This is a genomic window from Mesorhizobium sp. BR115XR7A (assembly GCF_020165315.1).
Taxonomy (GTDB): domain Bacteria; phylum Pseudomonadota; class Alphaproteobacteria; order Rhizobiales; family Rhizobiaceae; genus Mesorhizobium; species Mesorhizobium australicum.
In genome coordinates, this window is record NZ_JAIUHW010000003.1 from 341,929 (window position 1) to 354,855 (window position 12,927).

A 12,927-nucleotide genomic window follows, 5' to 3' on the forward strand; every position below is an offset into this window, starting at 1 on the left:
TATTAGGCACACCTTAAGAAGGAGGTTGTCATGAAAAAGCTCTTGCTTGCATCCGTGATCGCGGTCGCTTCGGCGATGGCGGTGATCGCTCCGGCAAATGCCGCCAGCATCACGCTCGGCATCGGGAACGGCTATGATGACGACTACTACGTTCCCAGACATCGCGACTATTACCGTCACTACTCCGACGATAGCGACTATTACGGTGGCTACTCCGATGATGGTGCCTATTACCGCCGTCACCACTATCGTTATGGCGTGTACGACGACGGCTACCGGCCGCGCTATTACGGCATGTACCATCGCCGCTGCCATACCGAGCTGGTGAAGCATTGGCGTCACCACCACCGTGTGATCGAGAGAGTGCGGGTCTGCGGCTACTGACCTTGGGATTTGGCCCGGCCGGCGTTAGCCGGCCGGATCAATATTGCCGTCCGGCTTGCGTAAAACACCAGCATCTGCCGGCGCGCCCGCATCGTCGGGGTTGAACTAACCCTAACGCCTCATCATCATCCCATAGTGCACGGCCAGCAGGTCGAGCCCTACCTTCAACAGCCTTGTCACCACGTCGCGGCCTTCGCCATCCTGTTCGGCCACGGTCTTCACCGGCTGTTCCAGGCAGACGACCTTCCGCACGATTGCCGCCACGTCCCAATGCCCGAGCGCCCGTGTCGCGGCGGCGTGCGTGTGGCCGGCGTTGAGCACGCTGTCGGCGATGCCGCCGCCGATGCGGCCGCCGTCGACGCGCTCCGTCCAGCGCATCGGCTTGATATCGGCCTGCTGGCTGCGCCGGAAGTGCTCGCGGTAGCACATGCCGGCCTCGCGCTGTTGGCGGGTCAGCGAGGTGATGCCTAGCAGCGGGTCGACATTGCGCACCCGCACGATGCCGCCGGTGGAAGTGTGGCCGTCATTCGACACCTCGTAGACGCGCCGCGCCTCGGCCGTGCCCGGTGTCAGCCGCTTGCGGCCGAAGGCATCGTCCTTCAGCGCGAAATCATGGCCGACCTCGCGACGGATGCGCACCTGCTCGGCCTCGCCTCTCGGCAGTTTCGGCGCTTGCGGCCTGGCGGCCTTGGTTTTTTTGGGCATGGGTGGCTCCTTGGTTGCGTTCGAGTGGTGGCCAATTCTCAGTCGGCTCTGGCGTGGCCGACGGCGTCCCCCTCTCCGTCCCGGCTTCGCCGGGCCGCCTCTCCCCCGCTTCGCACAGGCGAGGAAACCAGGCCGGCGCCCCTCCGCGCCAGCAACTCCCGCATCACCCGCCGCTCGCGCACTTCGATGCAGAGCTGCGCGCTCGAAGGGCAGAACTGCGCGTTGCAACTCCTCACCTCGCCGCGCACGAAGCGCTGGATGGCGGCCTGCAGGTCGCCCAGCTCGGCATCCCTGATCGCGCCGAGGTAGCCGCGCAGTTGCATCTCGACGTCAGTCAGGGCGGATTGCGGGAAGCAGGAGAACATTGCCGCCAGCGCCTTCGTTGCCTGCTGCAGTTCGGCCGTGGTCATATCCGCGGATCTCCTCGATGATGGCGGTGGCGGCGTCCCCGTGGGTTTTCGGCCTGGTCCAGCCCGGCGGCTTTTTGAGCCGGCCCGGTCTTTCGCGCCCTTCGCGCGCTGAAAAAGCCGAAGCTTTTTCCATCTGGTTTCTGGACTCTGGAGAATGCCGCGTCAAAACATCGGCATTTGCTTGGGTATGCGCCTTTGTTTTCAAGGCGGTGGCGGCTCCGCCGCGCGCGCCGGCGGCCGCTCTCGCCTCGCTCTTGAGCCGCGCCTTGCGCAGCTCCTTCGTCAGTCTCTTGTGGCCGATCTCGTCGCCCTCGCGCTCGAAGAAGGCGAGCAGCTCGGCACTGATCGCGCGCCATCGCTTCAACGGCAGGCGCGCCACGCGCGCCAGCCTCGCGTCATCATCGGGCAGGCTTCCCCCGGCGTTCCACATCGCCATCAGCAGCAGCATGTAGGCGCCGATCTGCTCGGTCGAGAGTTGCAGCGTGTCGCCGATGAAATCGGAGACGTAGAGCTGCATGAAGGGCCGTTCGCTCATGCCGCGCACCACCTCGTTCTTACAGCCGCGCTAATGGAACCCGCCGCCGGTCCGGACGTTGTGACGCGTCCATGCCCAAGGGAGGATTGCCCATGACGGCTTTCATGCCGGTGACCCTGCGTTTCTGCGACAACAAGACCATGCTGGTCGGCTCGGTGGCCGATGCGGCGACAGCGCTTCGTCACCAATGGCCCGACAAAACCGCGCCGGGCTATCTCGAGGCGGCGCGGCTCGTCCGGCTCGCGGTCGAAGGCACTTGCTGCCCGCGCCCCGCCTTCGAGGCCTTCCGCGAGGCGGCCAGGCAACAAGGCATATTGGTGGCCAAGCCAAGAAGCCGCGCGCATGAGTGGCTCGACGCGGCGGCGAGCCCCTGAGACGGCCGCGATGCAACCGGCGGCAGGCCTTGTGCGTTTATGAGCGTCGGCTCGGGAGCCGCGCCAGCACCGAAGGTGAATGCCGTGGGTACGATGAAGACCGGAGTGCCGCTCAAAGTCTCCCTGGACGGCCACGTCGAGGAGATCGAGACTGTCAGCGAGGCCGCCGATTTCCTGCAGCGCTGGCCGATCGAGCGGCGGGGCCACGTCTATCGCAGCGCCCTCAACGCCTGCAGCGCCGCCATCGCGGCGCAGATCTCGCAATCCGATGCAATGAAAGTGTTCACCGGCTTTGCCCGGGTTGCCGGCATTCTGGTTGCCGGTGGCGGCCCGGCGACGATGCTGGAGCGACGGTCGGTGCAGCCGCCCAAACAAGGGCGCCAGATGCCGAAATAGCGGTGCGGCGCGATAGGCGTTCACGGTAATTCTCCCGGTATTGGCGGCGATCGAAACTGGTGACGGCGGCGTGAGAAGCGCCTTTTCCTCCATTCAACGGGGAGAAGGGACCGAGCTTCACCCGGCTTCGCAAACAGGGCGGTGAAAGCGCGCCTGATGATAGCTGCAGTAGCTTTTCATCGCCGTGATGCGCATGCCGCAGCACAGCATGTCCTGGCCGGGCCGTCCGCCGGACGCACCATCTTTAGCATCTTCCTCCAGCGCCAGGTCGAGCGGTGCGCGGCAGCGGGTGAACAGGCAATCGATGAAGCGCATGGCCACGCCATGCGGCTGCCGGCCGATAGGACCGCGCGGCGACGCCGGCACCTTGAAGCGGTAGGTTTGCCCATCAGCGATCAGCACGCCCGCCTCGCGTTGGAAAAGCCGTGGCCGGACGGGCGAAGGGGCCTGCTTCGGCCGCACGGCCGGTGTGCTCCCCGGCTGCGGGATGGCGCCGGCACGGCTCGTTGGAGGTTCCGCCTTGGCGGCTCGGCTCGCCGCCTTGGCCATCGCCGTGCCAGCTGCCGACGGGCCCTTGCCATTGGCGAAGCCGATCGCGCCCAGCATGGCATTGCGATGGACGATGCCGATAATGGCGTTGCGCGATACTGGGCTGCCGCGCTGTGCGCTGAACGCCGCCGCGATCCTGGAGGCGGAAAGCCCATCCCCGAGCCAGGCGGCAATCGCCTGCAATTCGCTGTCACTGTAGCTTGCCATGTCCGTCTCCATTGCGCGGCCAGCGGCCGCCGTGGACGGCGCCGTCAGGCAAGCGTGGGGTTTGCCCGCGGCCGTCATGGGCGCTGTCGGGCCTGGTCGGCCTGTCGGCCGCTGGGATTGCTGTGGACGAGCCGGCTCTCAGCCTCGCCGGGCGACCTGCGGCGAGGCGCGCAAGCCGCGCCCGCGCCAGGTCTCTATCGGGGGGCCGAACCAGCCCTGCCCGTCATCGGCTCGTACGGATCTACGGTGCCGTTCTGCGTGCGACAGGCAACACCCGCGGCCGGGTCGAATGGGGGGCCGGAGCCGCGGGGAGCGGCGGCTCCGGCCGTTCCGGCCGCCGGGAACGGGCGGACCGGACGCAAGGCCGATGCACCAAGGCAATCGGCTTCGCGCTTCGCCCCGGCCGGGGAGGAGGCGGCCGGGGCGGAAGGGAAAGGGCAGGCCGGCAAGGCCGGTCTGGAGGTGCTGTCGACTCTGAGAGGGTTGAGCTTTTGCATGAGTTGATATAAGCATAACTCAAAAAATGATGCAAGCCATTCTTTCATGGACGAAAGCGGGACTTGCCGGTCACATGAGGCCATGGTGAAAACGCAACTGTCGATCAGGGTCGGGGCCGCGATCCGCCAGGCACGCAAGCAGCGTGGCCTGGTCATGCGCCACATCGCCGAGCACAACGACACCGATGTCGCCGCCGTCGGCAACTGGGAAACCGGGCGCAACCTGCCCAAGACCGAAAACTTGCTGAAGACCGCCGCCTTCCTGCGCGTCGACCCCGTGGCGCTGGGCCAAGGGCAGGTTGTCTTCCTCGACGATGCCGGCCCGGTGGCGGACGCCGAGATCGTCACCGACGCCGGCCCGCTGCCGGCCGGAGCGATGGACATTCCGGTGCTGGGCGCCGCCGTCGGCGGCGACGACGGCGACTTCACCTTCAACGGCGAGCCGGCAGGATACGTGCAGCGTCCGCCAGGGGTCCGCAACCTGCCGAGAGTATTCGCGCTCCATGTCCTCTCGGATTCCATGGTGCCGCGCTACGAACCCGGCGACATGATCTATTGCGGCGGCCGCGACGCGGTGCCGGGCGACCATGTGGTGATCGAGACCTTTCCCGACGAGAACGAGAAGAACGGCAAGGCCTTCATCAAGAAACTGGTCCGGCGCACGGCGGGCGAGCTGGTGGTCGAGCAGTACAATCCGCCCAAGACGCTGACCTTCAATCGCTACGCCATCAAGCACGTCTGGCGGGTGATTCCGCTGAAGGAACTGCTGGGATACTAGACCGGGCCTGCGTGGCGTCGGCTATCGCCCGCGAGCCACGATAGCATTCAGCGTCAAGGACAACACCGTGACGGTCTTGCAAGCCTTTCACGGCGGGCGAGACGTTGCCCTCTTCGACGAAGACGACGTCTGCTGACGACTGGCCAGCCGGCGCCCTCAAGCTCGTCTCGACCTCTCCAGCGGCACGTCGCGGCCGCTCAGCATGCGCGCTTCCGAGCGCACGCGCTGGCGCTCGTCGATGAAAGCGGCCTGGATCGAGATCGCCGTGCCAGGCAGCCCGTCGGCCCGGCAGGCCGAGCAGACAATGCGGCCCGACAGCGCGGCCAGCGGCGTGCTCCCATTCACACCGAAGCGCTTCAACTGATCGGGCCGCCACCACCTGTTGCGGCCGCAATCGGCGCACTCGACCGACAGTGAGGCGACCTGCGCGATCACTGCTTCCCTGCCTGGCAACGCCATCACTTCTCCGTCCTTTTGTTCGTGCTTTGTTCCTATCTTCCCGTGTTTCGAAGCAGGAGTCGAGTCGCAGTTTCCAAACTCTCCAAAAGTCTCCCTTCTATGTCTGTTTGAGTTATGCTTATATATAACTAGCAAATATGAGTCGGCGCGGGATCACCTCGCGCCAGGACCGGGAGCAAGGATGGATGCCGCCGATTTCGCCCGCGCCTGCGGTTACACCGGCGACAGTCCCGCCTTGCTCGAAGCCTTCGAGGCGATCCGCCGCACCGGCATCGTGCAGGCCCGCCTGGATCATTTCAGGCGCAAGGCCGTCATTGATGAGTTGAAGCAGGCGGAGCCGCTGTTCCTGGCCGCGATCGGCCCGGCGCTGTCGGCGCACGAAGCTGTCGAGGATACAGCCCGTTTTATCGCCGGCTGGCGCAACATGCCGCGCTGGCGCCAGGAACGGCGCCTGGCCGATCTCGCCCGGGCGAAGCAGCAGCGGCTCGTGGCGCGCTTCTTCCGCCGTTTCGGCCATCGTCTTTGGGCACTTGAAGCAGCCTGAGGCCCGAGCACGGCTGGACCGAGCCATTTGCGGGTTTCAATCCCTGATCTTTCTTTCTAGATTGCGCCTGGGGTGCCTGTTCGTTCGACGCACATAATTGGAATGTTCAAGACTGCCCGCTCAAAAGTTCAGACCTGGATAACGGCCGGCGCGGGAACCATTGCCGCCTTGTTCGTCGCCGGCCTGATGGGGGCATTCGGCGCCCTGCCCGCCCATGGTCCACCACAATTGCCGCCAGATGCCGTCATCGAGGCCGGTCGCTGGCGCCTGCAGCCGGTGCGCGCCTATGTCGGCCATGCCAGGGTCCACGGCGTGCCGCTGAAGCCGGGCCAGAAGGCGCTGGTGCTGGAAGTCGACATGACCAACCGCACCGCGCAATCCGACAAGGGCTATTTCAACGTCTTCGCGCCGGACGGCGTCATCCTGTCCGATCCCGTGCCGATGATCGTGTTGACACGCGATCCCACGATGACGCCGGAACTGCATCCCGGCATGACCGAGCGCATGGCCTATGTCTGGCCGCTTGCCGGGGACGCCGCCGTGCCGGCAAGCCTCGCCTTCGGCGTCACCGCCGAGATCTTCAAGCCGCGCGACAATCTCTATGGCACACCAGGCTGGTACAACCCCTACCGGCTCGGCACCGTCACCTTGCCGGTCGCCGACCTGCCGACGGCCGGGCAGTCGCAGAGTGGGCAGTCTCAGAGTGGGCAGCCGGAAAGCGGCCCATGAGGATACGCGTGCTTGGCAATCTCGCGATCCTTTGCGCCACCGTGGTGCTGAGCTACGGCATGCAGATGACGAAGCCGCATTATGCCGACCTCACCGCACCTATCCCCATCGATGGTTCGATGCATGACACGGTGCGCGCGCGCAGCTTCGCTGTCAGCTTGGACAAGGTGATCTTCGCGCGCCAGCTCAAGACCAATCAGTTCGGTCAGGAAAAGCTTTTGACGACCAGCGGCCTATGGGCGGTGGTAATAACAAACCTCACCGCGACCAGCACCTCCACGGCGGTCGCCGACGGCTTCTGGCAAGGTCCGACCGGGCTGCGATATCACCAGACGGAGCGGCTGGGCTACCGCCCCGACATGCCGCCGCACGGCGTCGATCCGGGCCTGGACAACCATGGCCTGTTCGTCTTCGAGGTACCACCGGACCAGATCCGCGGCGCCAGGCTGCTGATATCGGCGCGCCAGTTCGGCCCGCTCGACGCGCAGGCCCGCATCAGCCTCGACGCGCTGCCGACCGGCGCTGACGGCCAGCCGGCCGACATCCTGCCGGAATTCGACCTCGACGCGGCGCCGGGCCTGACACCGCAGGACAAGACACCGCAGGGCAAGACATGAGCGCCGTTTCGACAGACACCCCGACCGTGGACCGGCAATCCGAGCGACGATGGCGCCGGCGCGGCTTGATGGCGCTCGCCATCCTGCTGCCGCTGACACTGGCCGAGACCAGCCATGACAGCGTCCGCGAATGGCTGCATGGCGAGGACCTTATCGCCAGGGATGTCGAGTTCGGCCAATCCGTGCCGTTCGGCGGCAGCGGCTGGAAACTGGCCGATTTGCGCGGCGGCAAGGCCGGCCGCCTGCCCAACCACGCCTACGCCGTCATCGCTACCTTCACCGTGACCATTGGCGACCCAGACCTGCAGAAACAATGGCTGGGCTGCAAACTGATGCTGACCGATGCCGCCCGGCGCCGCTGGCTGCCCGATTTCATCAGCGGCGTCAGCCTGCCCGACGGCGTGATGAATTGCGCTTCGGCCATCTTCTCCGGCGCCAAAAAAGGCGATGTCATCACCGTCGGCGACACCTTCATCGTGCCCGAGGACGCGGTGAAAACCATTCGCCCCGCCGTCGGGCTGGGCAGCGAACGGCCGTGGTATCTGCGTTTCCAGCGGCCGCCGAAGTGACAGCGCCCCAGGCTCGGCTCTGCAAGGCCGGCGCCAACAAATCCTCTACTTCCGCGCTTCGACAGTCTCGGTCACCCGCTTGGGCAGCGAGAACGCCGTCTCCAGCACGGCGGCGAGAAAACATATCCTGATCGGCTCGATCAAAATGCCGGTGGAGGAATCCTGGAACGGGCTGCCGAACAGCAGCGTCAGTCCATGGGAGAAAATCTGCCAGACATCGAGCTCGTGCGGGCCAATCAGCCGCGTCGCGCCAAGCCACAGCCAGGCCGCGCCCCAGTCGAGCAGGCGGTAGCCGACGATCAGCGTGCACAAAAGCACCAGGCTGGAACTCACCGTCAGCCGCACGCCATTGGCGATTGGCAGATAGCGCGAACGGTAGCCGGCGATGAAATGCTCGACGAAATCGCGCAGGAATTTCGGCAGTCCGGCATAGCGCCGGCCGAACCGCTCGACGCGGCTGTCCACCCGCATCAACGCCGCGTCGTCGCGCACGTCATAGCCATAGATCAGCGCCGCCATCACCAGCCAGATCAGCGGCAAAAGCATGTAGAAAAACAGATTGACCGCCACCGTCGAGGGCGCGATCGAGGTGATCTCGACCGGCACCACAGGTGCGGCGCTCGTCGCCGTCACCGGGCTCGCCAGCCCGTCGATGGACGCCTGCAGCACGGACCAGAGATTGCGGCTCATCAGCCAGTGCAGCGCGCTGTCCTTCCAGCGGCTGATGACGTAGAGACCGACGAAGATCCAGTTGGTCTCGCAGATCACCACCACGATCTGCCAGAACGACGTTGCCGTCGTCTTCGTCTGCATGAACTTGGCCAACCGGCGGATCAGCCATGACACGGCGACCGAAATCAGCAGCCAGCGCGAATCGAGCACGTCGAGCACATTGCCGCTCTGGCCGAAATCGGCCTGTTCGAGCGAGGCGCGCGAATATTGGCGCACGATATCGCCGAGGAACCCCCAGGCGGCATAATAGGCAAAGAACGGCAGCAGCGCGATGGTGATCATGCGCACCAGCCGCGAGGCGCGCCGGTCAGTACCTCCCGCCTCCTTGCCAGCGACTTCGCTCTCGGAGGCCGCGGCCTTGTCCGCGCCGCGCTGCGCGGCCAGCACATTGGGCAGGCCCGGCCGCAGCACATGGAACATCGCAACCGTCACCACCAGCTGCGCCAGCGCCACCAGCGTCAGCATGGCAAGCCCGGCGAAATGGTTGGCGAGCGCCACCCTGGCAGCCAGCTGCAGCAGGAGATCGCCGGCCAGCACCCCGGCCAGCACCAGCGCCACGAGCTGCGGCCAGAAGCGCCGCAGCAGCGAAAAACTCAAGCTGATCGGCCTGATGATGTCGGCAACCATGAGATTCTTTCACGCTGCCCCCGCGCGAAGCCTTTCTAGCAAGGCGCGGATGTTTTGCAAGAAATGGGGGCAGCTTCCTGGCAAATGGCTGGGGTGAGCGCACAACCCTTGCTGCTCCTATCGCCTCACCCGCGACTTCAGCCAGCGGTCGAACGCCACCGCCAGGATCAGGATCAGCCCGATGACGATGCTTTGCGTGTAGGACGAGACGTTGTTGAACTGCAGGCCGTTCTGCAGCACCCCGATCAGGGCAGCCCCCACCACCGTGCCGCCGACCGAGCCGATGCCGCCGAACAGCGAGGTGCCGCCGATGACGACAGCGGAGATCACCGTCAATTCGTAGCCGATGCCGGCGACCGCTTCGGAAGAATTCAGCCTGGCCGACAGCACGAAGGCGGCGAGCCCGGCGAAGAAGCCGACGATGACATAGACCGAGACCAGGATACGATCGACGCGCAGGCCCGACAGCCGCGCGGCCTCGGCATTGCCGCCGACGGCATAGACGGCGCGGCCATAGCGGGTGTAGCGCAGCACGATATGGCACAGGATGGCGGCGATGGCGAAGATGATCGCCGGCACCGGCACCGGACCGATCAGCCCCGTGCCGAACCAGCGCATCGAGGCGTCGAAGCCGGAGATCGGGCCGCCGTTGGAAATGGTCAGCGTCAGCCCGCGGAACACCGTCAGCCCACCCAGCGTGACGACGAAGGGCGGCACTTTCAGCCTTGTGATGGCGAACCCCTGCACGCCGCCGGCGAGCGCACCGACCACGACAGCAGCGAGCAACGCCGCGAACCAGCCAAAACCTTGCGTGCCTGACGTGGACAGCGACAGCGTGTTGGCGGTGCCGCCCTTGGCGACCACGGCCGCCACCATGCCACAGAAGGCGAGCAGCGAGCCGACCGAAAGATCGATGCCGGCGGTGAGGATGACGAAGGTCATGCCGAGCGCGATCAGCCCGGTGATCGAGATCTGCCTGGTGATGTTGAACAGGTTGATCGGGTCGATGAAGCTCGGCTTCAGCACGGTGAAGACGACGACCAGCGCCGCCAGGAACAGCAGCGGCCCAAAGCTCATCAAAAGCCGCGCGATCGTCACGCCGCCGCGCTGGCTCTGTTCCTCGGCGATGCTCATCGTGCCTGCCCCTCCGCATCCTGTGCCGCCGCATCCTGCCTGTCGAGCGCCATCAGTTCCATCAATCTTTCCTCGTTTGCCTCGACGCCCGGCATTTCGCCGGTGATGCGCCCCTTGCGCATGGTGACGATGCGGTCCGACACCGCCAGCACCTCGGGCAGCTCGGACGAGATCATCATCACCGCGATGCCGCGCGCCGCCAGCTGCACCAGGATCTGGTGCACCTCCGCCTTGGCGCCGACATCGACGCCGCGCGTCGGCTCGTCGACGATCAGCACTTTCGGGTCGCGCGCCAGCCAGCGCGCCAGGATCACCTTCTGCTGGTTGCCGCCCGACAGGCCCTCGATCGCCTGCTCGGCCGAAGCCATGCGGATCGACAGCATCTTCCTGAACCCCGACAGCGCGTCGCGCTCGCGCCGCTCGGCCATGAAGCCGAAGCCGTTGCTGAAGCGCCCGAGGGACGCGACGGAGAAATTCGGCAGGATACCAAGTGCCGCAAAGATCGCCTGGTGCTTGCGGTCTTCCGGCACCAGCCCGATGCCGAGCGCGATGGCGTCGGCCGGCGAGGCGGGCGCGATCTGCTTGCCGTCGAGCGTGATCGTTCCCGCCGCGATGCGGTCGGCGCCGAAAATGGCGCGCGCCAGTTCCGTGCGGCCGGAGCCGACAAGACCGGCGACGCCGAGGATCTCGCCCGCCTTGAGGTCGATATCGACACCGTCGAGCACGATGGCGTGCGGCGCTTCGGGATCGCGCACGGTGCGCAAGCCCCGAACCGACAGCACCACATCGCCGGCCGCCGCGCGTTGCGCCGGACGGGCGTAAAGTTCGGAAGCGGCGCGGCCGACCATCTTTTCGATGATGGCGGGCAATTTGATGGGCCCGCCCTGACGCTCGAGATGCCCCGCCAGCCTGCCGTCGCGCAGCACCGTCATGCGGTCGCAGATGGCGGATGCCTCGTCCAGCCGGTGGGTGACGAACATGATGGCAACATGGTCCTTGCGCAGCCGGTCCATGATCGACAGCAGCCTCTGCACCTCCGTCTCGGTCAGCGCCGAGGTCGGCTCGTCCATGATGATCAGCCGGCTTTTCAAGGACAACGCGCGGGCGATCTCGACCAACTGCTGCTCGGCCACCGACAGCGCCGAAACCGGCGTCATCGGATCGATGGTAAGGCCGACACGGGCAATGATGGCGCGGGAATCCTGTTCCATCTTGCGCCAGCTCACCAGCCCAAGCCGGCCGATCGGCGCGCGGCCGATGAAAATGTTCTCCGCCACGGTCAGCGTCGGGATCAGGCTGAGTTCCTGGTAGATGGTGACGATGCCCAGCCGCTTGGCCTCCTGCGGGCTCGCCGCCTGGTACTCGGCGCCGTCGAAGGTGATGCGGCCGCCGGACGGTGGCATGACGCCCGACAGGATTTTCAGAAGCGTTGATTTCCCCGCGCCGTTTTCGCCAAGCAGGCCGAGGATTTCGCCGGCGCGGACATCGAGCGAGACATCGCTCAGCGCGGTGACGCCGGCAAAATGCTTGGTGACGCCCTCGACGGCTAGCAGGATGGGGGATGCGGCTTCAGATGGAGACAAGGAGTGCTCCTTGATGCGGTTCAGGCTGTGCTTGAACACCCCCCTCTGTCCGGCAGGACAGAGGGGGGTGCTGTCCTGCCCGCCTCGCCAATCGGCCGATGTCCACCCGCCCCTACTTCGTCTCGCTCAACCTCTCCGCCTTATCGAGATTGTCCTTGCCGATGACGATAGGCGTGAGCAGCACCAGCTTCTCCTTCGGCTCGGTCTTGTCCTTGGCGTAGGCGACCGCGATCTGCACGGCGGTGCGCGACTGCTTGCCTGGGAACTGTTCGACCGTGCCGGCGAGCTTGCCGTCACGCACGGCCACCAGCGCTTCCGGCAGCGCGTCGAAGCCGTAGATCTTGACGTCGCTGAAATTGCGCGCGGCACACGCTTCGAGCGCGCCCAGCGCCATGTCGTCATTGGCGCAGATGATGGCGTCCGGCTTGCCGTTGGCGGCAAGGCCGGCTTCCGTCACCGTCAGCGCCTCGGCGCGGGCGAAGTTGGCGGTCTGCTCGTAGACGATCTGGTACTTGTCCTTCAGCGGATCAAGCACATTGTGCACGCCCTTGTTGCGGTCGATCGCGGGACCCGCGCCCGGCTGGCCCTGCAGGTGGAACAGCTTGGCGCCATTGGGGAACGCCGCCACCACGGCCTGGGCTTCCGCCTCGCCGCCCTTGACATTGTCGGCGCCGACATGGGCCAGAATGCCCTGGACACCGTCGACGCGGCGGTCGATCGTCACCACGGGAACGCCGGCCTTCACCGCTTCCTCGATGGCTGGCGCCAGCGCGTTGACGTCGAGCGGCGAGATGACGATGGCGTTGACCTTCTGCACCAGCGCCGCCTCGATGTCGGCGGTCTGCTTGGTGGCCGAGTTCTGGCCGTCGCTCTCGGTCAGGTTGACGCCTTGCGCCTGCGCTTCGGCCTTGATCTCATTCAGCATGTGCACGAAGAACGGAAAGCCGAGACTGGGCACCGAGCCCAGTATGGTGAGTTTGTCCTCGGCGAAAGCCGAGCGTGCGGCGAGCATCATGGCGCCCGCGGCCACGGACGTCATCAGGAATTCGCGTCTGTTCATGGGTTCCTCCTCCACAGAAGCGCACGGCCCCTAAAAAC

General features: G+C 65.9%; 17 protein-coding genes. 8 read left to right on the forward strand and 9 right to left on the reverse strand.

Annotated features, from left to right (window positions below; all coding sequences use genetic code 11):
- Positions 1-30 precede the first annotated feature (30 nt).
- Positions 31-384, forward strand: coding sequence for a hypothetical protein (locus LB557_RS08570; RefSeq protein ID WP_140788398.1), 354 nt, complete (start codon positions 31-33; stop codon positions 382-384).
- 111 nt (positions 385-495) lie between these two features.
- Here LB557_RS08570 and LB557_RS08575 read toward each other — a convergent pair whose 3' ends face one another.
- The 3 genes from LB557_RS08575 to LB557_RS08585 are packed head-to-tail and all read right to left on the reverse strand — an operon-like array spanning position 496 to position 2,034.
- Positions 496-1,089, reverse strand: a complete 594-nt coding sequence (locus LB557_RS08575) for a DUF6456 domain-containing protein (RefSeq protein ID WP_224643337.1) — start codon at positions 1,087-1,089, stop codon at positions 496-498.
- A gap of 38 nt (positions 1,090-1,127) precedes the next feature.
- Positions 1,128-1,499, reverse strand: a complete 372-nt coding sequence (locus LB557_RS08580) for a hypothetical protein (protein WP_140876472.1) — start codon at positions 1,497-1,499, stop codon at positions 1,128-1,130.
- The gene (locus LB557_RS08585) at positions 1,420-2,034 is read right to left on the reverse strand and encodes a YdaU family protein (protein ID WP_224643339.1); all 615 of its coding nucleotides are present in this window, start codon (positions 2,032-2,034) and stop codon (positions 1,420-1,422) included. Before LB557_RS08585 ends, LB557_RS08580 begins: the two co-directional genes overlap by 80 nt.
- 92 nt (positions 2,035-2,126) lie before the next feature.
- Between LB557_RS08585 and LB557_RS08590 the strand changes: the two genes are divergently transcribed.
- Together LB557_RS08590 and LB557_RS08595 are read left to right on the forward strand one after the other, a co-directional pair.
- Complete coding sequence (locus LB557_RS08590; RefSeq protein WP_140617911.1) at positions 2,127-2,408, forward strand: DUF982 domain-containing protein; 282 nt, start codon at positions 2,127-2,129, stop codon at positions 2,406-2,408.
- Positions 2,409-2,501: 93 nt separating this feature from the next.
- Positions 2,502-2,804 (forward strand): DUF982 domain-containing protein, encoded by a 303-nt coding sequence (locus tag LB557_RS08595; RefSeq protein WP_411970540.1) that lies wholly within the window; start codon positions 2,502-2,504, stop codon positions 2,802-2,804.
- Between the two features lie 117 nt (positions 2,805-2,921).
- Here the strand turns inward: LB557_RS08595 and LB557_RS08600 are convergent, their stop codons facing one another.
- Positions 2,922-3,560, reverse strand: a complete 639-nt coding sequence (locus LB557_RS08600; protein WP_140824355.1) for a GcrA family cell cycle regulator — start codon at positions 3,558-3,560, stop codon at positions 2,922-2,924.
- A 579-nt stretch (positions 3,561-4,139) separates the two neighbouring features.
- Here LB557_RS08600 and LB557_RS08605 point away from each other — a divergent pair.
- Positions 4,140-4,835: an XRE family transcriptional regulator gene (locus LB557_RS08605; protein WP_181166485.1), complete on the forward strand. Its 696-nt coding sequence runs from the start codon at positions 4,140-4,142 to the stop codon at positions 4,833-4,835.
- 156 nt (positions 4,836-4,991) lie between these two features.
- On the opposite strand, the gene LB557_RS08610 is transcribed toward LB557_RS08605, so the two are convergent.
- Entirely contained in the window at positions 4,992-5,294 is a 303-nt protein-coding gene (locus LB557_RS08610; protein ID WP_140824354.1) for a hypothetical protein, read from the reverse strand.
- 181 nt (positions 5,295-5,475) lie between these two features.
- On the opposite strand from LB557_RS08610, the gene LB557_RS08615 reads away from it, so the two are divergent.
- The 4 genes from LB557_RS08615 (at position 5,476) to LB557_RS08630 (ending at position 7,753) form a co-directional block, all read left to right on the forward strand.
- Positions 5,476-5,838, forward strand: a complete 363-nt coding sequence (locus LB557_RS08615; RefSeq protein ID WP_224643341.1) for a hypothetical protein — start codon at positions 5,476-5,478, stop codon at positions 5,836-5,838.
- Between the two features lie 102 nt (positions 5,839-5,940).
- Entirely contained in the window at positions 5,941-6,567 is a 627-nt protein-coding gene (locus LB557_RS08620; RefSeq protein ID WP_224643342.1) for a hypothetical protein, read from the forward strand.
- A complete protein-coding gene (locus tag LB557_RS08625; protein WP_224643343.1) occupies positions 6,564-7,184 on the forward strand; it encodes a hypothetical protein in 621 nt (206 codons plus the stop codon). The genes LB557_RS08620 and LB557_RS08625 overlap by 4 nt, the downstream gene beginning before the upstream one ends.
- The gene (locus tag LB557_RS08630; protein WP_224643344.1) at positions 7,181-7,753 is read left to right on the forward strand and encodes a hypothetical protein; all 573 of its coding nucleotides are present in this window, start codon (positions 7,181-7,183) and stop codon (positions 7,751-7,753) included. Before LB557_RS08625 ends, LB557_RS08630 begins: the two co-directional genes overlap by 4 nt.
- A 45-nt stretch (positions 7,754-7,798) precedes the next feature.
- Here the strand turns inward: LB557_RS08630 and LB557_RS08635 are convergent, their stop codons facing one another.
- The 4 genes from LB557_RS08635 to LB557_RS08650 form a co-directional block, all read right to left on the reverse strand.
- Complete coding sequence (locus tag LB557_RS08635) at positions 7,799-9,112, reverse strand: hypothetical protein (protein ID WP_224713047.1); 1,314 nt, start codon at positions 9,110-9,112, stop codon at positions 7,799-7,801.
- A gap of 117 nt (positions 9,113-9,229) precedes the next feature.
- On the reverse strand, positions 9,230-10,246 hold the full coding sequence (locus LB557_RS08640; protein WP_023774610.1) for an ABC transporter permease: 1,017 nt from the start codon (positions 10,244-10,246) through the stop codon (positions 9,230-9,232).
- A complete protein-coding gene (locus LB557_RS08645) occupies positions 10,243-11,829 on the reverse strand; it encodes a sugar ABC transporter ATP-binding protein (protein WP_263496720.1) in 1,587 nt (528 codons plus the stop codon). The genes LB557_RS08640 and LB557_RS08645 overlap by 4 nt, the downstream gene beginning before the upstream one ends.
- A gap of 112 nt (positions 11,830-11,941) precedes the next feature.
- Complete coding sequence (locus tag LB557_RS08650) at positions 11,942-12,889, reverse strand: substrate-binding domain-containing protein (protein ID WP_015316808.1); 948 nt, start codon at positions 12,887-12,889, stop codon at positions 11,942-11,944.
- Between the last annotated feature and the right edge of the window lie 38 nt (positions 12,890-12,927).

Excerpts from the sequence above, each read along its gene's own strand:
- LB557_RS08630 (WP_224643344.1), top strand. The coding sequence starts at position 7,181 with ATGAGCGCCGTTTCGACAGACACCCCGACCGTGGACCGGCAATCCGAG.
- LB557_RS08625 (WP_224643343.1), top strand. The coding sequence starts at position 6,564 with ATGAGGATACGCGTGCTTGGCAATCTCGCGATCCTTTGCGCCACCGTG.
- LB557_RS08580 (WP_140876472.1), bottom strand. The coding sequence starts at position 1,499 with ATGACCACGGCCGAACTGCAGCAGGCAACGAAGGCGCTGGCGGCAATG.
- LB557_RS08615 (WP_224643341.1), top strand. The coding sequence starts at position 5,476 with ATGGATGCCGCCGATTTCGCCCGCGCCTGCGGTTACACCGGCGACAGT.
- LB557_RS08590 (WP_140617911.1), top strand. The coding sequence starts at position 2,127 with ATGACGGCTTTCATGCCGGTGACCCTGCGTTTCTGCGACAACAAGACC.
- LB557_RS08585 (WP_224643339.1), bottom strand. The coding sequence starts at position 2,034 with ATGAGCGAACGGCCCTTCATGCAGCTCTACGTCTCCGATTTCATCGGC.
- LB557_RS08620 (WP_224643342.1), top strand. The coding sequence starts at position 5,941 with ATGTTCAAGACTGCCCGCTCAAAAGTTCAGACCTGGATAACGGCCGGC.
- LB557_RS08595 (WP_411970540.1), top strand. The coding sequence starts at position 2,502 with ATGAAGACCGGAGTGCCGCTCAAAGTCTCCCTGGACGGCCACGTCGAG.
- LB557_RS08640 (WP_023774610.1), bottom strand. The coding sequence starts at position 10,246 with ATGAGCATCGCCGAGGAACAGAGCCAGCGCGGCGGCGTGACGATCGCG.
- LB557_RS08570 (WP_140788398.1), top strand. The coding sequence starts at position 31 with ATGAAAAAGCTCTTGCTTGCATCCGTGATCGCGGTCGCTTCGGCGATG.
- LB557_RS08635 (WP_224713047.1), bottom strand. The coding sequence starts at position 9,112 with ATGGTTGCCGACATCATCAGGCCGATCAGCTTGAGTTTTTCGCTGCTG.
- LB557_RS08575 (WP_224643337.1), bottom strand. The coding sequence starts at position 1,089 with ATGCCCAAAAAAACCAAGGCCGCCAGGCCGCAAGCGCCGAAACTGCCG.
- LB557_RS08650 (WP_015316808.1), bottom strand. The coding sequence starts at position 12,889 with ATGAACAGACGCGAATTCCTGATGACGTCCGTGGCCGCGGGCGCCATG.
- LB557_RS08600 (WP_140824355.1), bottom strand. The coding sequence starts at position 3,560 with ATGGCAAGCTACAGTGACAGCGAATTGCAGGCGATTGCCGCCTGGCTC.
- LB557_RS08610 (WP_140824354.1), bottom strand. The coding sequence starts at position 5,294 with ATGGCGTTGCCAGGCAGGGAAGCAGTGATCGCGCAGGTCGCCTCACTG.
- LB557_RS08605 (WP_181166485.1), top strand. The coding sequence starts at position 4,140 with ATGGTGAAAACGCAACTGTCGATCAGGGTCGGGGCCGCGATCCGCCAG.